Genomic DNA, 23,142 nt, shown 5'->3' on the forward strand with positions numbered 1-23,142 from the left:
GCGTACTACATCATCATGCCGTCCGAGGTCAGCTCCAACCTGGCTCGTTACGATGGCATGCGTTACGGTCTGCGCGTCATGCCGCCGGCGGGCGTTCCTCAGACCGCCGCCAACATGATGGCCTACACTCGTGAAGCCGGTTTCGGCGACGAGGTCAAGCGTCGTATCATTCTTGGCACGTATGCCCTGTCCGCCGGTTATTACGATGCATGGTACGGTTCCGCACAGAAGGTGCGCACCCTGATCATCGACGATTTCAAGAAGGCTTTCGAGAAGGTCGACGTGCTTGTTGGCCCGACCAGCCCGGTCACCGCATTCAAGTTCGGTGAGAAGACCGAGGATCCGATGGCCATGTACGCCATCGATATCACCACCATTCCGGCCAACCTTGCAGGCGTTCCGGCCATGAGCATTCCTGCTGGTCTGAGCGACGACGGCTTGCCGGTTGGCTTCCAGTTCCTCGCTCCGCAGCAGCGTGACGAGGCCATGTACAAGCCTGCCGCGGCACTTGAGGCGGCTCTCGAGGAAGACTGGAACGGTCCGATCTGGCAGTCCCTGAAGACCCCGTGGCTCGACGGCTTGAACAAGTAGGAAGCATCGGAGGAAAGAAAACAAAATGGCTGAAAAGTTGATGAAGTACGCCGATGCCGTCAAGAAGTTCGACCCGGTCATCGGTCTGGAAACCCACGTGGAGCTGTCCACCACCACGAAGCTGTTCTGCCCGGCCGAAGTCCACTTCGGCGGCGAGCCGAACACCCAGCTCACCCCGGTGAGCCTCGGCCTGCCGGGCTCCCTGCCGGTGGTCAACAAGACCGCCGTCGATTACGCGATCAAGCTGGGTCTCGCCCTGCACTGCGAAATCGCCGAATGGAGCCAGTTCGCCCGTAAGAACTACTTCTACCCGGACATGCCGCGCGATTACCAGATCTCGCAGTATGACAAGCCGACCAACGGCAACGGCTATCTTGATGTGGAACTTGAAGACGGCACCGTGTTCCGTGTGCCGATCGAACGCGCCCACATCGAAGACGACGCAGGCAAGAACACCCACGTCGGTGGCGCTGACGGCCGTATCGAAGGCGCTGACCACTCCCTGGTCGACTACAACCGTGCAGGCGTTCCGCTGATCGAAATCGTGACCAAGCCGATCGTTGGCGCAGGCGATCGTGCTCCGGAAATCGCCGGTGCCTACATGCGCGCCATCCGCGACATCGTGCGTGCGCTTAATATTTCCCACGCTCGCATGGAGCAGGGCAACATGCGTGCCGACGTGAACGTGTCGCTGCGCAACAGCCCGTCCGATCCGTTCGGCACCCGTTCCGAAACCAAGAACGTGAACTCGTTCCGTGGCATCGAGAAGACTATCCAGTACGAGATCCGCCGCCAGGCCGCCATCCTTTCCGAAGGCGGCGAGATTCTGCAGGAGACCCGCCACTGGGACGAGGCCTCGCAGACCACCGCCGGCGGCCGCGTGAAGTCCGACGCCGACGACTACCGCTACTTCCCGGATCCGGATCTGGTGATGCTGCACATCACCAAGGAGCACATCGAAGAGATGAAGGCTCAGATGCCGGAAATGCCGCGCGAGCGCCGCAACCGCCTGAAGGGCGAGTGGGGCTTCAACGATTTGGAGATGCGTGACGTGCTCAACGCCGACGCTCTGGATCTGCTTGAGGAGACCGTCAAGGCTGGTGCCACCGCCGCAGGTGCCAAGAAGTGGTGGCTGGGCGAGCTGAGCCGTGAAGCCAACAACAAGGGCGTGAGCCTCGAAGAGCTACCGATCGCTCCGGCCGATGTTGCTGAGGTTGAGAAGCTGATCGCCGATGGCAAGCTCAACGACAAGCTGGCCAAGCAGACCGTCGCCGGTGTGCTTGCTGGCGAAGGCACTCCGGATGAGGTCGTCAAGAAGCATGGCTTCCAGGTCGTGTCTGATGACGGCGCTCTCGAAAAGGCCGTGGATGAGGCTCTCGCAGCCAATCCTGACATCGTTGAAAAGCTCAAGAGCGGCAATATGAAGCCGATGGGCGCCATCATTGGTGCCGTCATGCGTGTCACTCGCGGTCAGGCTGACGCAAAGGCCGTCACCAAGATCGTGATGAGCAAGATCAAGTAACGTTTACAACGATTGCTGACGATTACAGCCGATTGTTGAATCGCAGGAAAACGCACGTTCCAAAAAGCTTGGGACGTGCGTTTTCTTTTCGTTATTCCGGAAAAGGGATTTCAAAGAAAGAGAATACATAATCGCGAAGCGCATTTTCTTACGATTGCCGACATGTCCTTCAACATCAGGTTATGCTGGTAGAGGAATATGTACAGCGATTGCCGCCGCGCGGATTCACAGCTGACATACAGTCGGGTACAATACCCTCGGTATGGGTGCGGCGACGGTCGTGCCTGCAATGATGTAGGGGACAGGAATAATGCCAGAACAAGTTGAGGCTGCGACACAGGAGCAGTTGGACCAGCAGTCGCGTGAATTGCCGGATCTCATCGTCATTCCGTCTATCAAGGGCGAGATGGTGCATCTGCGTCCGTCCGTGATCGAAGATCTTGAACGTATGGACGCCATTGGGGCGTACATCGGCGCTTCCGGAATCACCGGCAAGGATCGGGTTGCCGAGCGTGGCGCGGTGCATGCGTGGGTGCGTCGTTCCGTGGCATGGTCCCAAGGCGAAACGCCGACCGAATCCGGTGTGGGGGATCCGGAGTCGCGTCGCACGATCGCATGGTCCATCATCACCGAAGCCGACCATGATGGCGATGGCGAGATCGATGCCGCGAATTCCGACAATGTGATTGGCATGATTTTCCTGATCGATATTGACGGTTGGGCTCGTTCCGCGCGCATTCAGGTGGTGCTTGGCAAGGATTACCGCGGCCGTGGCTATTCGCGTGACATCATGCCGCGCGTGATGACGTACGGACTTGCGCCGGAACCGGCAGGCCTTGGCATGCATCGCATTTGGGTTGCCGTGCCCGAGCAGAACACGCGTTCCGTGTCCGTGTACCAGTCGTTGGGATTCGTGCCGTCCGGTCGTTCGCGCGACGCCTTGTGGAACGCTTCGCAGAACCGTTACCAGGATCTGATCGTTATGGACACGCTGGTTGACGAGTTCGACCCGATCCGTTCGCTTGACGCGTTCGGCATGCATGTGATCGAAGATAATCCGGGCGTCAAGGAAGCGTTGAGCGCGCGCGAGCATTCCATTGCCATCCGACTGAATGAGAAGAATGCTTCGAAGCATGATGCGGAAGGTACGGATGTCAACGATGCCGCGGCAGCTGCGCAATCCGTGCAGAAAGCTTCTTCCGATGGTGCTGGTGACGTGGCCGAGGCTGTGCGGAAGGACGCGGAAGGCGCGGAACCTGCGCGACAAAGCGAGCATGATGATCGCAAGTCCGTTACTGGCGATGCCGATGCCGAAAACAGCTGGCCGTACACGGCGGGCGAGCGTAAGACGTCGAAGGAAGCTTGGTGGCGCACGCTTGGTCGTGGTCGCAAGCGCGATACGGAAGGTAAGTGATGAGCGCCGAGGATCTCGATAATTACGAAACCGACGCGGAACTGGCTCTGTATAAGGAGTATCGCGACGTAATCAAGCTGTTTACGTATGTTGTTGAAACGGAACGTCGCTTTTATTTGGCGAATAAAGTCGATTTCAATGTGCGTTCCGCAGGCCAGGACGTGTATTTCGACGTGCGCCTGACTGATGCTTGGGTGTGGGACGTCTATCGTTCCAGTCGTTTCGTCAAGAACGTGCGTATCGTCACGTTCAAGGATGTCAATGTTGAGGAAGTGCAGAAAACCGATATTGACATTCCTGATTCCATCTAGCTGCGCAGTTGCCGGTCACGCGGTTGCCAGCTGTGCGGTTGCTGGTCGCGTAGTTGGATTGCGTAATGTGGTTGCGCGCTTTGGCCTCGCAGTCGGGTCGTGCATCGGCCGGTTTGATGATTGCGTTTTGCATGATGCGATAGCCGTATATCCGGCTGACTTGGCTTGATTTTGTAAGCATTCGCACAAGTTGCGGTGTTCGTTTCCCTACCCTCGGGTAGACTATCAGGGATTTTTGTTTTCATAAGGAGACCTCAAAGTGACGCAAAAGCAATCCGTGGTGATTATCGGCGGTGGCCCTGCAGGCCTGACTGCCGCTTGGGAGCTCGTCAAGGACGGTGGCTCCGAGAACTACGACGTGACTGTGTTGGAAGCGACCCGCGAATTCGGCGGCATCTCCCGCACCGTCAAGCATGATGGCAACCGTATGGATATTGGCGGCCATCGTTTCTTCTCGAAGGACGAACGCATCATGGATTGGTGGAAGGGGGTCCTGCCGCTGCAGGGCGCGCCAAGCTATGATGACAAGAAGCTCGGTCGCGAGCACGATATGGAACCGGGCGGACCGGATCCGGAAGTCGAAGACAAGGTGATGCTTAAGCGTCATCGCGTGTCTCGTATTTACTGGAACCGCCACTTCTTTGACTACCCGATTTCCCTGAGCGCCAACACGTTGAAGGCCATGGGTCCGAAGCTTACGCTTGTTGCCGGCTTCAGCTACCTGAAGTCCATGGTGCACAAGCTGCCGGAAGACAATCTGGAGAACTTCTACATCAATCGTTTCGGCCGCAAGCTGTATTCCATGTTCTTCGAGGGGTACACCGAGAAGCTGTGGGGTCGCCATCCGTCCCAGATTTCCGCCGATTGGGGTGCGCAGCGCGTCAAGGGCCTGAGCATTATGGGCGTGCTGAAGAACGCGTTCCAGAAGCTCCTGCCGAAGAAGCGCAGCAATGCTGAGGTTGAAACCTCGCTGATTGAGGAATTCTGGTATCCGAAGTATGGTCCGGGCCAGCTGTGGGAAACCGTCGAGGCCAACTGCGAGGCCGCGGGCGTGAAGGTCATCACCGACGCGAACGTGGTGGAGATTCGCCAGGCCGACGGCAAGATCGCATCCGTGGTATATGAGGATTCCGAAGGCAACCGCACCGAAATGGCCGCGGACGACTTCATCTCCTCCATGCCCGTCAAGGATCTCATCAACGCCGTGGACGCTTCCAGCCAGCCCGCGCCGAAGGACATGACCGAAATCGCCAACGGCCTGCCGTACCGCGACTTCGTGACCGTTGGTCTGCTCGTCAAGCACCTGCGCCTGTCGAACACCACCGACATTCCCACCCTCGGCAACCCGCCGATCGTGCCTGATTGCTGGATTTACGTGCAGGATCCGGGCTACAAGGTCGGCCGTTTGCAGATCTTCAACAACTGGAGCCCGTACCTGGTCAAGGACGTTGACAACACCGTGTGGATCGGTCTTGAATACTTCTGCGAAGAAGGCGATTCCTTCTGGAACATGTCTGACGAGGAAGCGAAGAAGTTCGCCATCCAGGAGCTTACGCGCATGCAGATCATCAACGGTCCGCAAGACGTGATCGACTCCCATCGTGAGCGCGTGAAGAAGGCGTATCCGGCATATTTTGACACCTACGATCGCATGCCTGAGCTCGTGGAATACCTCGATTCCTTCGGCAATCTGTATTGCGTCGGCCGCAACGGCCAGCATCGTTACAACAACATGGATCATTCCATGGCCACCGCAATCGAGGCCGTCGGCAATATCAAGAACGGCAAGACGTCCAAGAAGAACGTATGGTCCGTCAATACCGACAAGAGCTATCACGAGGAAAAGTAGGTTCCGGCAAGACCTGCACCTGTTGCTGTAAAGCATGTGGTAAAGCGAAAGACCCGTCATGTGATCGCATGGCGGGTCTTTCGCATTGTGATTTGCGATTTGTCATTGACTTGAATGCTTGATTGGCATGAATACGTTGGCACGCCTACGTTGCGTTGGTCTGGATGACGTTGTATGGTTAGGGAAGTTCGAAAACCGTGATATTTCGCGGCGGACTTTCAGTGGCGGAAATTTCCGTATCTCTTTTTACAGCTGTTGCAGGCGTGTGCTTGCGAAAGCTAGGGGAAAGGCAAAAACCAGTGGCAACCAGCCCGAATCTTGAAGACATGAAACTGCCTGAGCTCAAGGAGCTCGCCAAGCAGATGGGCCTTCGTGGCACCTCCACCATGCGTAAGCCGGAACTTATCGCGACGCTTCAGGCCGCTCGTTCCGGCGGTGAAGCGCCTGCCGGTGTGACCGTGCGAGCTCCGAAGTCCGCTGCACCGGCCGCTCCGGTGGCTCCTGCTGAAGCCCAAACCGCAGACGCTGAGGTCGCGGCGAACACGGCTGAGGAATCCGGCAAGTCCAACGAGGCTGCCGAAAGCAAAGCCAACGAGGCTGAGCAGTCCGAAAAGCAGACGGCCAAAACCGTTAGGAAGACCCTTGCCGGACGTGCTGATAGCGCTGAGCGTGCGGAGCGCTCCGAACAGACGGAACGTGCCGAGCGCACCGAGCGTGCTGACCGTCGCAAGCAGGCTGAGGCTCCGACGAGCGAGGAGGCGGCCGATGTCATGGCCGCGGTGAACGCCCTGGACAGCATCGATGAGGCTCCGAAGCGCCGTCGCCGCCGTGATGCGGACGCTGCCACCGATCTGCTGGCCGAACTGGGATTGGACGATGCTTCGCCGAAGCAGGATGATCGTCGTCGCCATCGTAAGGATGATGCGTCCGACGTTGAGCCGCGCCGTCGCCGTCGTGCGGTGGAAGGGCCGAAGGATGAGGACGTTGTGCGCGATCTTGATGACATTCTCGCCACGTTGCCTTCGCAGGGCAGTGATGATGACGAACGTCGTGACGAGGCTGAAGACGGTGATTTCGCGCGTCGTGGTCGCGGTCGCGTCAGCGATAGGGGTGACCGCGTGGATCGTCGTGGCCGTCGCCTGCGTGGCCGTGACCGCGATTATGACGAGCGTGACGAGCGTCGTGGCCGTACCGGCGACCGTAACAATGATCGCAACGAGCGTAACGATCGCGTCGAGCGCAACGAGCGCACGGATCGCAATGTTGAACGCGAACAGCGTCACGAGGAGCCGAAAGAGGATCTCGTGCCTGTCGCGGGCATCGTCGACGTGCTCGATTCCTACGCTTTCGTGCGTACCTCCGGCTATTTGCCGGGTCCGAACGACGTGTACGTTTCCATGGGCCAGGTCAAGAAGTATGGGCTGCGCAAGGGTGATGCCGTGCACGGTTCCATCCGTACCCCGCGTGAGGGCGACCGCCGCAACCAGCGTCAGAAGTTCGTGCCGCTGCAGTCCATCGACTCCATCAACGGCATGAGCGTCGAGGAAGCGCAGCATCGTCCGCAGTTCAGCAAGCTCACCCCGCTGTATCCGCAGGAACGCCTGAAGCAGGAGACCACGCCGAACAAGCTCACCGGCCGCCTCATCGACATCGTGGCGCCGATCGGCAAGGGCCAGCGTGGCCTGATCGTGTCTCCGCCGAAGGCCGGCAAGACCATCACCCTGCAGAACATCGCCAACGCGATCGCCACCAACAATCCGGAAGTCCACCTGATGGTCGTCCTCGTGGACGAACGTCCGGAGGAAGTCACCGACATGGAACGCACGGTGCAGGGCGAGGTCATCTCCTCCACCTTCGACCGTCCGGCCTCCGACCACACCACCGTCGCCGAACTCGCCATCGAACGCGCGAAGCGTCTCGTGGAGCTTGGCCAGGACGTGGTGGTGCTGCTTGATTCCATGACCCGTCTGGCCCGTGCCTACAACATCGCCGCTCCGGCTTCCGGCCGTATTCTTTCCGGTGGTGTGGATGCCCAGGCGTTGTACCCACCGAAGAAGTTCTTCGGTGCCGCTCGTAACATCGAAAACGGCGGCTCTCTGACCATCATCTCCTCCGCACTGGTGGAAACCGGCTCCAAGATGGACGAGGTGATTTTCGAGGAGTTCAAGGGCACCGGCAACATGGAGCTGCGCCTGAGCCGCGAACTGGCAGACAAGCGCCTGTTCCCGGCCATCGACGTGAACGCTTCCGGCACCCGTCGCGAGGAACTCATCACCGATCCGCAGGAGCTGCCGATCATCTACCGTCTGCGTCGTCTGCTTGGCGGTCTGGAGCCTGAGCAGGCTTACCAGACGCTTGTGCCGCGTCTGAAGAAGACCGCGACCAACCGTGATTTCATGGCGTCGCTGATCCAGCAGAGCGGCAATACCGCGAATAACGGCAACAGCTAATCGCAGGTAATCGCAATCTGCGGTTACGCATCCAAGGGTCGTATGACAATCGCCATGCGGCCCTTTTGTTTCGTTCGGCTGTCTTTCTGTTCGGCTGTTTTTCCGTTTTGCAGTTTTCAACTACTTTCGAATGCGTTTCGATTGTTTTCCGAAAGTTCCGCACGATTCGGCAATGTGGATGATCACGTTGTGGACATACGGTATGTAAAAACCGACGCACGAAAAAATACGAAATCGAAAGTAAAAAGACGAAAATAGTATTGCTATATAGGGGGTATATGAAAAAAATAGGAGAAAAATGATTGAAAATCGAAATTCGTTGGAAATGTTACGAAAATGCAGTTGACGGATTGTGTGTTGGGGTGGGTATGGTAATGGACGGAAACGTGAGCTGCATAGGGGAGTCGGTCCTACCGGACTGATGCAGAATGCTTGTTGGAAAGGGGCATCTATGACAGGCAATGGCAACGAACCCGACACCACGCATGCGAGCGTGGGCCAATTCGACGATATCGACGAGACCATTCTCAGCATGCTGGAGAAAGACGGCCGCGCTACGCTGTCTCAGCTTTCGGACGCTACGGAACTGTCGATTTCCGCGGTGCAATCGCGCGTGCAGAAACTGGAACGTCGTAATGTGATTCTCGGCTACAAGGCCGTTATCGACGATGAAAAGCGTGGCCTCGCCGTACGTGCCTACATTGCGGTCACGCCGATCGATTATTCCAAGGAAGCCGAGATTCCCGCCAAATTGCAGGATATCGAAGGCATCATGTCGTGCGATTCCGTGGCTGGGTCACCCAGCTACATGCTGACCGTGCGCGCAGCCTCGCCAAGCAAGCTTGAGGATCTGCTGAACGTCATCCACCAAACGGTGCCGGTGAGCACGGAAACCACGATTGTGCTGCAACGGTACTTCTCCAAGTGACATGCGCGCGGTAGTCTTGTACGCATGAGCGATAGCGAACATGACTGGCTTCGGCCAGAAGAAGAGCATGAAACCGAAACCGTCATCGATGCGGGCACCGCGCAAAGCAATCCCGAGGTCGCCGATGCCGTGGCGAAAATCGCTGCATTGCGCCAGTCGATCGACAATGTCGACACGGCCATCGTTTCCCTACTGGCGGAACGCTTCAAATACACGTCCCAAGTGGGTGTGCTGAAAGCCCGCGCGGGTTTCGCGCCGGCCGATTACAAGCGTGAGGATTACCAGATCGAACGGTTGCACCGCATTGCTGTCGATGCCGGGTTGGATCCCGACATCGCCGAAATGTATCGCGAATTCGTGGTGACCGAAGCCAAGCGCAGGCATAAGCGTATCGCCGAGAACGGCGTCGATCCGGGTGCGCTCGACGTATTCGCCTGACCTGTCTGTTTTCCGCGAAATCGTTTCTTGCCGGGGCATGCCGCGCGCTACATTGATTGCTTTGGAACGTTGTTTTGATTGCGATTGAGAGGCTCGGCATGCGTCGTTCTGTTGCGTTTCGTGCATCTTGTGCCCATCATGCCGATAGCACGCGTGGTGAGCGTGATATGCGTGTGGCGAGTGTCCATCTGCGGCACATGCTGGCTGCGTCCATTGCGGTAACGCTGGTTTCGGCGGCTCCCGTATGCGCGGTCGGGGTTTCGAATGTGGTTGATGCGGTGCGTCGGAACGGCGAGTACGTCTCGGCGGTGGCCTCGCACGATGTGATGAGCGCATATGAGTCCGTTGATGAGCCGGGCCGCTTGTATTTGACGAGTGACGCCGCTTCTGCAACTGATACGGACATGAATGCAGATGAGGGCGCGACGTCTTCGCAGCGCGTGCCGCAAGAGCGTGTGGAACTGCCGTGGGATATAACGGCGACCTTTACTTTGGACGGTCCGACCGTCAGCGCATCCAAGATTTCCGGTGCATCGGGCGTGGTCGGCATCCGCATCGATCTGAAATCGGAACGACCGGAGGAAACGGCTGATCTGACGCCGATCGTCGCGTTCACCATTCCCAACCGCGTCGGCAATGACGCGACCTCAGACGAAGGCGTGCTTGTGTTTGCCGGCAATTCGTCGACATTGGTCGCTGCGGTAGGCAAGCCGGGTGAGGATCTTACGATTCATACGTATGTGACTGCGAAAAACTTCACCATGAGTTCGCTGTCTGTCGCCGCTGTTGCCTGCGATTCCGAAAGAACTGGCTGCTATGGCAATCTCACCAGTTTGACCGATCGCGCATCCACATTGGTGGATGGTTTGACGAATGTCGGATCGCAACGCAACCATGAGCTCATCGCGCAGCTCGAACAACTGCGCGATCATGAAAAGGAGCTTGCCGAAACGACCATCGCCCAGCGTGAGCAGGAACATGAGCAGGCGTTCAACGGGTATATCGACGCGTACGTCGGCTCGTATACGACGCATCTTTCCGGATCGATTGGCGATACCACGCAACTTACCGCCATTCTCGGCACCGCGGCCGAACTGAATGGCGATACTGCGGTGGCGCAGTCCGTGGTCGATCTGGCCAACGCGGTCAACGATGTGAGCGCCGCATACCGACATACGGGTGCCGCCGACGCGGTGAACGAGGTGATTCGCACCATCGAACAGCGTGGCACATCCGGTTTGGTGGCGGAACTCAACAAGCGTGCGGGCGAGGAGCAGCAGCGTGGCGCCAAGGATTACAGTGCCGGCCAGTCGCAGCTTTCTTCGGCGATGATTCCGTATTCCATGGATTTCACCGACGCGTACACCGCTCGGCTTAAGGAATTGGAGGCTTCCGCAGGTTCGGCGCAAAACTTGGAATCTCAGGCGATTGCGGATGTGCGCAACAGCATTGACGGCAATGAGAAGTTGAAGTCGGCTTCAAGCAAGGTTGACGATGCGATGCAGGCGTTGGCGGATGCGAGCGAGCACACGGGTCAGGCCAGTGCGTTCCACCAGATCGTGCTTCATTTTGCGGATCAGCTTGATGCAGGTGATGATTCGACCAGTTCCGACGATACTGTCGATGGTTCGGAAGTTACGTTGAAGGGGTCTATGGGACTTGCCTCGGCTTCGGAGACGTCGCTTGCGGGCCGTGCCGAGCGGGCGCGTATCAAGGCCCAACGCAAGGAGGAACGCGCGCAGGCGGATGCGGCCAATCAGCAGAACGCTTCCGACGGTACTGCGGCCAGCTTGGTGGACGACAAGAACGCCATCAGCATGGATGATGTGATGAGCTACGCGGGTGGCCTGCGATCGTCATTTGGCGCGGCTGCCGATACCACGTCGAAGAACGTTGCGAAAGTCGGGGGAGTGGAATCAAAGAAATCCAGCGATGGCGATTCGGTAGATTCCGCATCTGAAAATACTGGAACAACAGGAAAAACCGCATCTTCCGAAATGTTGATGACAAGTGCGTTGCCGATTGCAGCATACGGCATTGCTGGTTCCGGAAATCGCACGTTGATTGTGCCTGATAATAGCGATTTGATTGACGAGACCGTTGAAATTGCGGCCGCTGCCGAAATATTGCAGCAGGCTTTGCAGAAGCTGTATCCGGATATGCCTGTGCAATCGCAGCCTGCTAAGGCCGCGCAATCTCAATATCTGCTTGCAGTTCCCGTTTTATAAAAATGTATAAACATAGGATCCAGATACACAAAGAGGGGGCCTTCCAATCGTGGAAGATCCCCTCTTAGGCTTTTTTAGCCGGCTGAGCCGTTAAGCAGACAGTCCTGTGGACTGTCTGTAGGTGAAGTGAACGGCTTTGCCACGAAGGCTGCCGGTTTCACCTACAGTTGCCATTAGTTCTTCGGCTTTTTAGCCGGCGGCTCTCCAAGTTCGCTGTCGGCCACAATCACGTCGATGGCGGCTTCGGCATCAGCCTTGGCCTCCTTGACGGCTTCCTTGGCTGCTTCGGCGGTTTCCTTGACGGCCTTCAGTGCGGCGGCCGCTCCCATGAAGGAGATGCGTCCGACCACGCGACCGGCCTCGGCGATATCGCCCAATGCGCTTTCGATGGATTCGCGCGCTTCATCGGAAACGCCCAGCTGCACGGAAAGGATCGGGGTCTTCATCGAAACCTTGGCCTTCGACTTGATGCCACGCAGCGCGGCCAGAGCTTCACCGGCATGGGTGAGCAGCTCCGGGGAGACGGCTGCTGCGGCCGCATCGTACGTTTCAGCCTTCGGCCATGCGGCGTGGTGCACGGAGCCTTCGCCCTCATGCATCCAGCTCCACACTTCTTCGGTGGCGTACGGCAGGTACGGTGCCAGCAGGCGTGCGAAGGCATCCAAGCCCAGTCCCAGCGCGGTGCGAGCGGACTTCACGGCCTTCTCGCTCGGCACATGGCCGGTGGAGTCTGCGGTGCCGTATGCACGGTTCTTGACCAGCTCGATGTAATCGTCGCAGAACTGCCAGAAGTAGTTTTCGATGACTTCCAAAGCCTTGGAATGCTCGTAGTTGTTGAGGCTTTCGGTGGCTTCGCGCACTACGAGGGCCATCTTGGCCATGGCTGCGCGGTCCAGCGGCTCGGTCACGTCGGCAGGGTTCCAGCTTGCGGTTGCCGGAGCGCCCACATGGTGGTTCTCATCCTCACGGCCGATGGCCAGTGCGAACTTGGTGGCGTTGAGCAGCTTGATGGCCAAACGGCGGCCGATCTTCATCTGGCCTTCGTCGTAGGTGGCATCCAGGCCCAAACGTGCCGCAGCGGCCCAATAACGCACCGCGTCGGCGCCGAACTGCTTGATCGGCTTGTCTGGCACAACTACGTTGCCCTTGGACTTCGACATCTTCTTGTGATCCGGATCAAGAATCCATCCAGACAGGGTGGCATTGGCCCACGGCAGACACTTGTTCTCGAGATGCGCGCGATCCACGGTGGAGAACAGCCAGGTGCGGATGATGTCCTGACCCTGCGGACGCAGATCCATCGGGAAGGTGGCGTTGAAAATCGCCTGGTTCTCTTCGCCTGGCTCTTCCCAGCGGGTCACGATCTGCGGGGTGAGCGACGAGGTCGCCCACGTATCCATGATGTCAGGTTCGGCGGTGAAGCCACCGGGCACGTCGCGCTGGTCCTCGCTGTAGCCTTCCGGCACATCGTCGGTCGGATCGATCGGCAAGCGGTCCTCGCTCGGCACGATCGGATGATCGTAATCGGCGGTGCCATCTTCCTTCACCGGATACCACAGCGGGAACGGCACGCCGAAGAAGCGCTGACGGGAGATCAGCCAATCGCCATTCAGGCCGTTCACCCAGTTTTCGTAACGCACGCGCATGAAATCAGGATGGAAGTTCAGTTCGCGACCGCGTTCGATCAGTTCGGCGTTCAGCTTCTGATCGGTGCCGCCGTTCTTGAGGTACCACTGGCGGGAAGTGACGATTTCGAGCGGCTTGTCACCCTTCTCGTAGAAGTTCGTCATACGCTTGGTCGGAGTCGGTTCGCCGTCAAGATCGCCGGATTCGCGCAGTGCGTCGACGATGATCTTGCGTGCGGAGAATGTCGTCTTGCCGGCGGTTTCCTGGAAGACGCGCTTGCCTTCCTCGTCTTCGATCCAGTCCGGGGTGTCCATCACGATGCGTCCGTTGCGCTGGATGATGGAACGCAGCGGCAGGTTCAGATCACGCCACCACTCAACGTCGGTCACGTCACCGAACGTACAGCACATGGCGATACCTGCGCCCTTGTCCATTTCCGCGGCCTTGTGCGCCAGAATCGGCACCTTCACGTGGAACAGCGGGGAGTAGACGTACTGGCCGAAATACGGCTTGTAACGCTCGTCATCCGGGTGCGCGATCAGTGCGCCGCAGGCTGCCAGCAGTTCCGGACGGGTGGTTTCGATGTAGATCGGAGTGCCGTCTTCGAAGCGGAACGCCACCTTGTGGTAGAAGCCCGGATATTCGCGGGATTCCAGCTCGGCCTGGGCCACTGCGGTCTGGAAGGTCACATCCCACAGGCCCGGAGCGTCTTTCTGATACGCTTCGCCGCGGGCCAGATTGCGCAGGAACGCCTTCTGGGCCACGCGCTGCGGGTGCTCGCCGATGGTGTGGTAGGTCTGCGTCCAGTCGATGGACAGGCCGAGGGAACGCCACAGCGCCTCGAACTGCTTCTCATCCTGGGCGGTGAGCTTCTCGCACAGTTCGATGAAGTTCTTACGGGAGATCGGAACCTGATCCTTGGCGTCGATCTTCTTGCCATCGGTGCCTTCGAACGGCGGCACGAAATCAGGATCGTACTTGAGGGAGGTGTCCACACGCACGCCGTAATAGTTCTGCACACGGCGTTCGGTTGGCAGGCCGTTGTCGTCCCAGCCCATCGGGTAGAACACGTCGTAGCCGTTCATGCGCTTGAATCGCGCGATCACATCGGTATGCGTGTACGAGAACACGTGGCCCACGTGCAGGTGGCCGGAAACGGTGGGCGGCGGGGTGTCGATGGAATACACGGCCTTGCGGTCGCGGGTGCCCTGGAACTTGTAGACTTCGCTTTCGTCCCAGACTTCGCGCCACTTGTCTTCGAGACCGTCCACGCCGACCTTGTCGGGCAGCGGCGTGAGGTTCGCGTTGATGGTATTATCTTGGCTTTCAGTCATAAACGCTAGTCTAGAAAGCGAATGTGACAACTTACGGAACTGCAGCCGAATGCCGAAATCGCAAGAAAATCAGCGCAACACACGGATTGTCCGCAGTGTTCGGCGATTGATTGACAATCGCGGGAAAATCACTGCAACTTCACTCTGCTCAACGGCAGCAGACGGTCGGTCAGATTTTTCGGATATCCCTGCAATTGGTCGCTTACCGCCATGAAATTCTTGCGCGTGTACAGCCAGTCGCTTGCCGCGTTTTCGCTGACGGCGCGTGCATACGTGCGCATGCGTGCCTGATAATCGTCATCATTGGTGGCCGCCATCGCGTCCGCATATGCCTGCTGCACATCGCCGTTCTCATAATGGAACACGCTTTGGCCGTCGGTGAATACGCTCGCATCGTTTTCGCCGCTCATGGTGGTGAGCGCGATATTGTAGGTGCCCGCGTTCATGCGTTCCGTGACTTGCGCCGCGGAATCGAGCACTTCCAGATTGACGCCGATATTGAGCTGTTCGATCGCCGATTTCACGGTGTTGCCGATCTGCTCATATTCCTTGGGCACCAGCAGATCGATATCGGCGATATAGTATGCGCCGAAATAGCTGCGCATCTGCTGGCCCTGCTCAAGATTGTAGGGGAACAGTTCGCTCAGATCCTCATACCCGTCTTCCAGCGGGCTTATCGGGCCTCCGAGCGACGAATAGGCGTCCGGAGCGTCTTTGGCGATGGTCTGCGCGTCGATGGCGTATCTCGTCATTTTGCGGATCTGCTCGTCGGAGAACGGGCTTTCGGTGCCGTTATTGAAGGCGAGCATCACTTTGTCGAAGCTGATGCCGCTGTCGGAGTTGATGCCGCTTTGCTGGTTGAGCTCATCGGCGGCAGACGCGCTCAACGGCAATGCCATGCTGATTTTCTTGGCTTCCATGGCGCTGACCAGCGAATCTTCGGAAGCGTAGTAATACAGCGTTATTTGCGATGCGGCGGCTTTGGTGCCCCAATACGAGTCGTTGCGCTGCAGCACGATCTGTGTTTTCGACGAGGCTTCCACGGTGAACGGTCCCGATCCCACGGCTTTCTTGCCGTAATTCGCCGTGCTTTCCTCATCGTAAACAATGCCGGCACGCCCGCTCAACGCGCGCAGCAGGCACGGATTCGGCTGATTGAGGGTGATGACCACCGTTTTTTCGTCGGGATTGGTGATTTCCTTGAGACTACCAAGTTGGTCGGATCCCACGTAATTGTTGTTGATGACGTTTTGCAGCGACCAGACCACGTCGGACGAGTCGAGTTTATGGCCGTTGGCGAAGGTCATGTTGCTGTTGAGCGTGAACGTGTAGGTCAGTCCGTCGTCGGAAATCTGCCATGATTTCGCGATTGACGGCTGCAGTTTGTTGGTTTCGCTGCGTGACACCAGGGTTTCGTACACGTTTTCGAGCAGCGCCTGCTCCAGCGCGGTGCCCTGTTCGGTGCGGATGTCGAGCGATTCCGGCGCGCTGCCCTGAATGCCGATGGCCACGGAGGAGTCGGAAACGAGCGTGGTGAAGGAGGTAATCGGATTTTTGCGGTTCGTCAGCGACCAGCCCAGCCAGGTCATGACGCTGAGCATGATGGCGACGCCGAAAAAGATCAGCCATCGCGTGATTTCGGCTTTCAGCTTGGCTTCCCGCCCGTTTTCTTCTTCCATGGTGTCTTCCATGGTGCTGAGTCTAGTTGGCACAGGCTACAGCGGGCATGCGCGTTACGCTGCGAATGCGCTCGGACAGGTGTCGTTAAGGGGGCAGTTGAGGCAGTCGGGCTTGCGCGCATGGCATATGGCACGACCATGCAATATCAGCCTGTGAGACAGGTCCGTCCACTCTTCGGGCGGGAAGCAGGCGGTGATCTCTCGTTCGATGGCTTTGGGGTCGGGGGAGCCGCTCGCCCAGTCCGAACGCCAGCGCAGCCGCCCGGTCACACGGATCACATGCGTGTCGACAGGGAATCCCGGCACGCCAAAAGCATTGCCAAGCACCACGTTCGCGGTTTTGCGCCCGACCCCGGGCAGACTTGTCAAAGCATCCATGGTTTGCGGCACCTCGCCGTCGAACCGTTCGCACAATGCGTAAGAAAGTCCGATGATGTTCTTTGCCTTCGTATGATGAAATCCGATGGAATGAATGATGCTTTCCACGTGTTCGGGATTGGCGCTCGCAAGTGCGGCCGGTCCCGGATATTCGCCGAATAATTCCGGTGTGACCATATTCACGCGTTTGTCGGTGGTTTGCGCGCTTAGCACGGTCGCCACCAGCAGCTCAAACGGGTTTGAAAAATTCAGCGCGCATTTCGGATGCGGAATCTCCTCGCACAATACGGCGTATTCCTGATGCATGCGTGACAGTCGCGCTTGTTTCGATTCCCGGGGCATGGCACCAGTCTACCGTCGCATGAATATGCAATCGCGCGTACGAAAGTGAGATAGCCGACAGTCAGATCGCAAGTATCGTGGCAATCGCAAGCATCGCAAATCGCAGGCAATGCCAGCAATGCGAATAGTGCGACAATCAGTTTTCGCTCGAAGCGTTGTGGGCTGCGGCGTCCTTGGCCGCCGCCTCGCCTTCCTCTTCTTCCGGAGGATCAAAACGATAGCCGACATTGCGCACGGTACCGATCACATGCTCGTATTCGCCGCCCAGCTTGGCGCGAAGACGACGGATATGCACGTCGACGGTGCGGGTGCCGCCGTAATAGTCATAGCCCCACACTTCCTGCAGCAGCTGCGCGCGGGTGAACACGCGTCCCGGATGCTGCACGAGGTACTTGAGAAGCTCGAACTCCTTGTATGCCAAGTCGATCGGATGCCCATGCAGACTTGCCGTATAGCCGTTGGTGTCCACCACCAGGTCTCCGGAGTGGATCATGCCGTCTTCGTTCTGCACGCCCGATTCTCCGGAACCGGAAACCGCATTGACCGGCGAGTTGCCGCGCTCGGATACCAAGCGAAGACGCCCCTCAACTTCGGCCGGGGAAGCGGACGCCACCACCACGTCGGCGATGCCCCACTGCGAATTGACCACGGTGAAGCCACCCTCGGTGAGGACGAGCACGATCGGCGTGGACAGTCCGGATGCATGAATCAGGCGGCACAATGTTTTCGCCGTGGCCAGATCATCTCGCGCATCCAGAAAAAGAATGGTGTTTTCCGGCATTTTCACCAGACTTGCCGCGTCCATTGGTAGCACGCGTACGCGGTGGGAAAGCAGCGCCAGAGAAGGAAGCACGGTAGCTGGGTCGCTAGCGAACGTCATAAGCGTCAGATCCGTCACGTTAGCTCCCTTTGTCTCTTGTACTGGTTTTGTATCGTTGCCGCGATTGTACTCTTGTTGTGTGTTGTCGGCGTTTCATTAATTTTATCTGAACTATGTGGACACTTGCGGCTACATTTAATGGTATCGCATACGTAATGACCACATTATGGAAAATCATGAAAAGGGGACGAAATGACCGCCTCTGAAAAAGTTGCCGTCAAGTCGGCTCAGAAAGCCTCGTTCGGCAAGGTGTTTGCCGTCCAAATCGCCGCATATGTGGTGCTGGTTGTGCTTGCTCTGATTCCCGGCATTTCCTATGGGAATGCGGAAGAGCCCGCAATCGTGTCGTTCACGGTTGTGGCTTCCGTGGCGATGATTGCGCTGCTTGCCGTGTTCAACCCGTTCCGCGATGGTGTTGCGGGGCATGCGATTTCCGTGATTGCGGGCTTGCTTTCCGTGGTGTGTGCCACGACGATGATGCTCGGACGTGCGATTTTCCCTGCCGGTTTGGGTGACGAAGACACGTTTTGGATGCAGGAAGGCTGGATCGCCGGCGTCGGCGGTCTGCTGATCCTGCTGATTGTGGTTTCGTTCGGGCGTCAGATGGCGCGTGAGAACCGTACGCATCTGATTCGTTCGCTGTCGCACAATGTTGTGGAAGGCGTTGCCATGATTGGCAGCGCGGGCTGGTGCTTCCTATCGACGCTGCTGCCGATTCGTTCCGGCGAAAACGCGGCTTCCACCGATTATGGCTCGACGACGGCGTGGGCTGTTGCGGTGATTGTGGCGTTGTTGCTGATTATCGCGCTTGACGCGTGTTCGTATTGGTGGAATCGTGATGCCGATCCCGATCCGCAATCCAAGAATCCGTGGATCGGCATTGCGCTGCTGCCGGTTATGATTTCCGGAATTGTGGTCGGTATCGCATCGTACGCGACCGTCATGTTCTAATAGTGTGATTCCTGCAATCGCGAGAAAACGCGAAAGCGCAGGAAAATAATCGCAAGTATTTGCGGTAAGCGGTAATGTAAAAGCCCATAATCGTGTGCGATTACGGGCTTTTACTGTAAGTTTGTATATTTATTTGTATATCTGATTTGCGATTATTATGCGAGGAATCCGAGATGTTCCAGCAATACTTTCATGCCGATCAGAATAAGTACGACGCCACCTGCGATCTGTGCGGGCTTCTGCCAGCGCGAGCCGAACGCGCGACCGATATACAGACCGGCTGCGGAGAACAGGCCGGTGGTGATGCCGATGATGATCACTGAAATCCAAATGTTCAACGACATGAATGCGAAACTGACGCCGACGGCGAATGCGTCGATGCTGCAGGCCACGGCGAGCGGAAGCATGTGCTTCCAATCGAAATCAGCGGTTTCCTTGGCGTTCTCTTCATCCTCTTCGAATGCTTCACGCACCATGTTGCCGCCGATGAGGGCGAGCAGGCCGAAAATGATCCAATGGTCGACGGCGGTCACGTATTTGCTGAACGTGGAGGCGGCGAAATAGCCGAGCAGTGGGAAAAGCGCCTGAAATCCGCCGAACCAGAGGGCGGTTTTGAACGCGTCGAGGCCGCGTAGTTTTTTGACGGTGAGACCTTTGCCGATGGAAACGGCGAATGTGTCCATCGATACGGAAACGGCAATAAGTAATGTTTGAATCAACATAGCTGGTATATAGGTTCATCCCGCCGGTTTCCCACGGGATGGGCCTCGACGGAGTCTCACGTCCGCCTACGCCTAGGGGTACCGACATAGAACTGCCGCGCCAGCCAGCGGGCTTTGAATTCTGCGAATACTGTTCGCATGCCGTGAATTACGTGTTCCACTATAGCGGCCCCGGCGAATATGCGCGTGCAGTATGAGTGTATCCCGTCTGCGGGCTGTTTCTTCCACTCGCTGGAGAAATCTGGACACTTGGAGGGTATGGTTTTGTCCGTTTTCCTCCAATCGGTGGAGGAATCTGCCCGCTGAGAAGTTGATTTGCGGGCATTTTCTTCCAGTGACTGGGGGAATTTGTCCGCTGGAAGCCGTGTTAGTGGGGTGATTGTTCCAGTGAGTGGAGGTTTTTGCCCGCTGAGGGGCTGGTTTGCGGGAGGATTCTTCCAGTGACTGGCGGAATCTGGACGTTGGAAGGTATGCAAAAGCCCGTTGACGTGTGCGAGTGCGTACGTCAACGGGCTTTCCTCGGATTGCTACCTAAAGCTATCTAGAAAGGCGTGGAAATCACTTCTCGGATTCTTCGAGGCGCTTGCGGGCGGCCACGATTTCTTCCTCGGCCTTGGCGGCACCGGTCCAGTAATCGCCCGGCAGCACTTCCTTGCCCGGCTCCAGAGCCTTGTACTGCTCGAAGAAGTGCTTGATTTCAGCCTTGTGGTACTCGGAAACGTCTTCGACATCCTTGATGTCGTCGAAACGTACATCAGCCGGCACGCACAGCACCTTGTCATCTCCGCCAGCCTCGTCGACCATGTGGTACAGGCCGACGGCGCGGCATTCCACCACGCAGCCCGGGAACACGGAGTTCGGGATCATGACGAGCGCGTCGAGCGGATCGCCATCCTCGCCCAGGGTGCCGTCGATGTAGCCATAGTCATCCGGGTAACCCATGGAAGTGAACAGGGTGCGGTCCAGGAACACGCGGCCGGTCTCGTGGTCCACTTCGTACTTGTTCTTGGAGCCGCGCGGAATTTCCACCACGACGTTGAAGGTTTCTGCCATGTCATTTCTCCTTGAGATTGGGCAGTTTGCATTATCAGTAACCACAATACCGCTTTCCACCGAAGTGGAACCGGTATTGTGGTATGAATCGAAACGAATTTCTAGTCGAGCTGACCGAGATTAATCAGATCGATTGAGACTCAATCAGTCTTCGACTACGGTGAGCACGTGTGCCACGTCGGCCCAAGGGGCGAGCGAAACGTAGTTGTCGTAACCCCATTCGAAGTCGCGGCCGGTCAGCTCATCATGCACCTTGAGCGGCTTGTCGGTGGCGAAACCGAAGTCGCCAAGCTCGATGTGCACAATGGACTGGTGCGCGTTGTGTCCGTCGAGGTTCACGATCACGATCATCGTATCTGCCTTGCCGGTACCGGTCAGTTCGGCCGGAGTCTGACGCAGGAATGCGATCACGCCCGCGTCGTCGCTCGGCAGAATGTGCAGGTTGTGGTAGCTGCGGCAAGCCGGGTGAGTGTCACGGATCTTGTTGAGCGAGGTCAGCAGTTCGGCGATGCCGTACTTTTCGGTGCTGTCCCAATCGCGCACCTTGACTTCGTACTTCTCGTTGTCGATCTGCTCTTCGAAGCCCGGACGCTGCTTGTTTTCGATCAGCTCGTAGCCGTTGTAAATACCCCAGCTCGGGCTGCCCATAGCGGCGAGCACCGCACGCACCGCATGGCCGGCAATGCCGTTGTCGCGCACGTAGGCGGTGAGAATATCCGGAGTGGTGGGCCAGAACGTGTTGTGCTGGTAGAAGCCGCCATTGCCGTTGGTCTCTTCGAGGTACTCTTCGAGCTCTTCCTTGGTGTTACGCCACGGGAAGTAGCAGTGCGACTGCGTGAAGCCCACATAGCTCAGCGCGCGCATCATGCCCGGGCGGGTGAACGCCTCGGCAAGGAACAGCACTTCCGGATGCTTCTTCGTAACGGCGGCAATCACATCCTGCCAGAAACGCACCGGCTTGGTGTGAGGATTGTCAACGCGGAAGATCGTCACACCCGCCTTGACCCACAGATCCATAATGCGTTCGACTTCCTTTTCGATGCCTTCCATGTCGGCATTGAAGTCGATCGGGTAAATGTCCTGATACTTCTTCGGTGGATTCTCTGCGAATGCGATGGTGCCGTCCGGCTTGGTGCGGAACCAGTTCGGATGCGCCTTGACCCACGGATGGTCAGGCGAGCACTGCAAAGCGAAATCAAGCGCGATTTCCAAGCCCAGCTCGTGGGCGCGCTCGCAGAATGCCTTGAAATCGTCCATGGTGCCAAGCTGCGGGTCAACGGTGTCGTGGCCACCCAGTTCGGAGCCGATGCCGAACGGGGAGCCCGGATCGTTCGGGCCGGCTACCAGGGAATTGTTGCGTCCCTTGCGGTTGGTCACGCCAATCGGGAAGATCGGCGGCAAATACACAATGTTGAAGCCTTCGGCTGCGGCGCGTTCCAAGCCGGCGATCGACGTCTTGAGGTTGCCGGGAACGATCTTGCCGTCTTCACCGTAGTAGGCTCCTTCGGAACGTGGGAAGAACTGATACCAGGAGGCGAAGCTGGACTTCGGGCGTTCCACACGGAAACGCTGCGGATTCGACTCGGACAGGCCGTCGCGCAACGGGTTGGTTTCGTGCAGCTGCTCGATGTCGCTGCTCTGGACTGCGGCGAGACGCTCTTCGGCGCTCAGCGACTTGTTTTCCATGGTCTTGGCGGCGTCGCGCAGCACCTTCTTGTCGGCTGCGGAAAGCTTGGAATCCTTCGCGTCAGCCCAACGTGCGAGCAGCTGTGCGCCGGATTCCAGCGCATTCTCCACGTCGTCATTCACTTCAACCTTGATGGCGGCGTCGTGCAGCCAAGACTGGTAGGTGTCTTCCCAGCCTTCGACCACGATCTGCCATTCGCCCAGCTGACGCTTGACGGCGGCATAATCGGCATCCCACGGCTTCAGATCGCTGTGTTCGCCGATCTTGACCATGGCTTCCCAGCGGTCGAGGCCCGGATTGGTGCAGGTCATGGCGAAACGTTCAACCTCGCGGCCGCGTGCGTTACGCACGGACACGGTCGCTCCTGCCTTGGTGCGGCCTTCGATGAACACTTGGGCGGTGACGTTGAATGCTTCGCCGAGCTCCACGCGTGCCGGGAACAGGCCGTTCTCAACGTTCGGGGTGATGTCGAGCACGTTCACGCGGCCGAACTGTTCGGGGCTGGTGCGTTCGATGACGGGGGCTGGGGCTTCGCCGACCGTTTGCGGTGCGGCGGCCTTCGCTTTGGTGGTGCGCTTGCGAGCGGTGGATGCCGTGGACTTTTTGGCTGCGGCGGTGCGCTTGCTAGGCGTCTGAGACGTTGCCGATGCCGTTTTGGCGGCCGCGCTTTTGGCGGTCGTCTTCTTGACGGCTGGTTGCTTGGTTGCGGTGGTGCGCGGTTCCGCGCTCTTATCTTCTTCTGCCATACCGCCGATTATA

At 58.0% G+C, this 23,142-nt stretch carries 17 protein-coding genes; 10 read left to right on the forward strand and 7 right to left on the reverse strand.

Translation table 11 applies throughout. From position 1 onward, the window contains the following. From Q5H33_RS05625 to Q5H33_RS05665, 9 genes are all read left to right on the forward strand, one after another. The coding region (locus tag Q5H33_RS05625; RefSeq protein ID WP_302423469.1) for an amidase family protein at positions 1 to 591 on the forward strand (591 nt) is incomplete at its 5' end. Positions 592 to 616: 25 nt separating this feature from the next. After that, a complete protein-coding gene (gene gatB, locus Q5H33_RS05630) occupies positions 617 to 2,113 on the forward strand; it encodes an Asp-tRNA(Asn)/Glu-tRNA(Gln) amidotransferase subunit GatB (RefSeq protein WP_302423470.1) in 1,497 nt (498 codons plus the stop codon). Positions 2,114 to 2,423: 310 nt separating this feature from the next. After that, positions 2,424 to 3,527, forward strand: coding sequence for a GNAT family N-acetyltransferase (locus Q5H33_RS05635; protein WP_004223221.1), 1,104 nt, complete (start codon positions 2,424 to 2,426; stop codon positions 3,525 to 3,527). Then, positions 3,527 to 3,838 (forward strand): DUF2469 domain-containing protein, encoded by a 312-nt coding sequence (locus Q5H33_RS05640; protein WP_003833998.1) that lies wholly within the window; start codon positions 3,527 to 3,529, stop codon positions 3,836 to 3,838. The genes Q5H33_RS05635 and Q5H33_RS05640 overlap by 1 nt, the downstream gene beginning before the upstream one ends. Before the next feature lie 259 nt (positions 3,839 to 4,097). Then, positions 4,098 to 5,687 carry an NAD(P)/FAD-dependent oxidoreductase gene (locus Q5H33_RS05645; protein WP_004223226.1) on the forward strand — a complete coding sequence of 530 codons (1,590 nt, stop codon included), beginning with the start codon at positions 4,098 to 4,100 and terminating at the stop codon, positions 5,685 to 5,687. Positions 5,688 to 5,986: 299 nt separating this feature from the next. Then, complete coding sequence (rho, locus tag Q5H33_RS05650; RefSeq protein WP_302423472.1) at positions 5,987 to 8,137, forward strand: transcription termination factor Rho; 2,151 nt, start codon at positions 5,987 to 5,989, stop codon at positions 8,135 to 8,137. A gap of 451 nt (positions 8,138 to 8,588) precedes the next feature. Further along, positions 8,589 to 9,065: an Lrp/AsnC family transcriptional regulator gene (locus tag Q5H33_RS05655; protein WP_302423473.1), complete on the forward strand. Its 477-nt coding sequence runs from the start codon at positions 8,589 to 8,591 to the stop codon at positions 9,063 to 9,065. A 24-nt stretch (positions 9,066 to 9,089) separates the two neighbouring features. Then, positions 9,090 to 9,503, forward strand: a complete 414-nt coding sequence (locus tag Q5H33_RS05660; protein WP_065447001.1) for a chorismate mutase — start codon at positions 9,090 to 9,092, stop codon at positions 9,501 to 9,503. A gap of 167 nt (positions 9,504 to 9,670) precedes the next feature. Further along, entirely contained in the window at positions 9,671 to 11,731 is a 2,061-nt protein-coding gene (locus Q5H33_RS05665) for a hypothetical protein (protein WP_302423474.1), read from the forward strand. Positions 11,732 to 11,904: 173 nt separating this feature from the next. Here Q5H33_RS05665 and valS read toward each other — a convergent pair whose 3' ends face one another. The 4 genes from valS to Q5H33_RS05685 form a co-directional block, all read right to left on the reverse strand. Then, positions 11,905 to 14,691: a valine--tRNA ligase gene (gene valS, locus Q5H33_RS05670; RefSeq protein ID WP_117502302.1), complete on the reverse strand. Its 2,787-nt coding sequence runs from the start codon at positions 14,689 to 14,691 to the stop codon at positions 11,905 to 11,907. A 128-nt stretch (positions 14,692 to 14,819) separates the two neighbouring features. After that, on the reverse strand, positions 14,820 to 16,382 hold the full coding sequence (locus tag Q5H33_RS05675) for an ABC transporter substrate-binding protein (RefSeq protein ID WP_195552744.1): 1,563 nt from the start codon (positions 16,380 to 16,382) through the stop codon (positions 14,820 to 14,822). Positions 16,383 to 16,424: 42 nt separating this feature from the next. Beyond that, entirely contained in the window at positions 16,425 to 17,090 is a 666-nt protein-coding gene (gene nth / locus Q5H33_RS05680) for an endonuclease III (RefSeq protein ID WP_033524301.1), read from the reverse strand. Positions 17,091 to 17,226: 136 nt separating this feature from the next. Then, positions 17,227 to 17,988: a response regulator transcription factor gene (locus tag Q5H33_RS05685; RefSeq protein WP_022245579.1), complete on the reverse strand. Its 762-nt coding sequence runs from the start codon at positions 17,986 to 17,988 to the stop codon at positions 17,227 to 17,229. Between the two features lie 174 nt (positions 17,989 to 18,162). On the opposite strand from Q5H33_RS05685, the gene Q5H33_RS05690 reads away from it, so the two are divergent. Then, positions 18,163 to 18,921 carry a hypothetical protein gene (locus tag Q5H33_RS05690; protein ID WP_004223246.1) on the forward strand — a complete coding sequence of 253 codons (759 nt, stop codon included), beginning with the start codon at positions 18,163 to 18,165 and terminating at the stop codon, positions 18,919 to 18,921. Positions 18,922 to 19,076: 155 nt separating this feature from the next. On the opposite strand, the gene Q5H33_RS05695 is transcribed toward Q5H33_RS05690, so the two are convergent. From Q5H33_RS05695 to Q5H33_RS05705, 3 genes are all read right to left on the reverse strand, one after another. Further along, the gene (locus Q5H33_RS05695; protein ID WP_270497113.1) at positions 19,077 to 19,643 is read right to left on the reverse strand and encodes a manganese efflux pump MntP family protein; all 567 of its coding nucleotides are present in this window, start codon (positions 19,641 to 19,643) and stop codon (positions 19,077 to 19,079) included. Between the two features lie 558 nt (positions 19,644 to 20,201). Continuing rightward, complete coding sequence (locus Q5H33_RS05700; RefSeq protein ID WP_004223253.1) at positions 20,202 to 20,696, reverse strand: inorganic diphosphatase; 495 nt, start codon at positions 20,694 to 20,696, stop codon at positions 20,202 to 20,204. A 144-nt stretch (positions 20,697 to 20,840) separates the two neighbouring features. Next, positions 20,841 to 23,129, reverse strand: coding sequence for a maltotransferase domain-containing protein (locus Q5H33_RS05705; protein ID WP_034879788.1), 2,289 nt, complete (start codon positions 23,127 to 23,129; stop codon positions 20,841 to 20,843). Between the last annotated feature and the right edge of the window lie 13 nt (positions 23,130 to 23,142).

This window comes from uncultured Bifidobacterium sp., assembly GCF_959020145.1.
Classification (GTDB): Bacteria; Actinomycetota; Actinomycetes; order Actinomycetales; family Bifidobacteriaceae; genus Bifidobacterium.

Coding starts and splice junctions, on each gene's coding strand:
- gatB (WP_302423470.1), top strand. CDS start 617: ATGGCTGAAAAGTTGATGAAGTACGCCGATGCCGTCAAGAAGTTCGAC.
- Q5H33_RS05635 (WP_004223221.1), top strand. CDS start 2,424: ATGCCAGAACAAGTTGAGGCTGCGACACAGGAGCAGTTGGACCAGCAG.
- Q5H33_RS05640 (WP_003833998.1), top strand. CDS start 3,527: ATGAGCGCCGAGGATCTCGATAATTACGAAACCGACGCGGAACTGGCT.
- Q5H33_RS05655 (WP_302423473.1), top strand. CDS start 8,589: ATGACAGGCAATGGCAACGAACCCGACACCACGCATGCGAGCGTGGGC.
- Q5H33_RS05660 (WP_065447001.1), top strand. CDS start 9,090: ATGAGCGATAGCGAACATGACTGGCTTCGGCCAGAAGAAGAGCATGAA.
- Q5H33_RS05665 (WP_302423474.1), top strand. CDS start 9,671: ATGCGTGTGGCGAGTGTCCATCTGCGGCACATGCTGGCTGCGTCCATT.
- valS (WP_117502302.1), bottom strand. CDS start 14,691: ATGACTGAAAGCCAAGATAATACCATCAACGCGAACCTCACGCCGCTG.
- Q5H33_RS05675 (WP_195552744.1), bottom strand. CDS start 16,382: ATGGAAGACACCATGGAAGAAGAAAACGGGCGGGAAGCCAAGCTGAAA.
- nth (WP_033524301.1), bottom strand. CDS start 17,090: ATGCCCCGGGAATCGAAACAAGCGCGACTGTCACGCATGCATCAGGAA.
- Q5H33_RS05690 (WP_004223246.1), top strand. CDS start 18,163: ATGACCGCCTCTGAAAAAGTTGCCGTCAAGTCGGCTCAGAAAGCCTCG.
- Q5H33_RS05695 (WP_270497113.1), bottom strand. CDS start 19,643: ATGTTGATTCAAACATTACTTATTGCCGTTTCCGTATCGATGGACACA.
- Q5H33_RS05700 (WP_004223253.1), bottom strand. CDS start 20,696: ATGGCAGAAACCTTCAACGTCGTGGTGGAAATTCCGCGCGGCTCCAAG.
- Q5H33_RS05705 (WP_034879788.1), bottom strand. CDS start 23,129: ATGGCAGAAGAAGATAAGAGCGCGGAACCGCGCACCACCGCAACCAAG.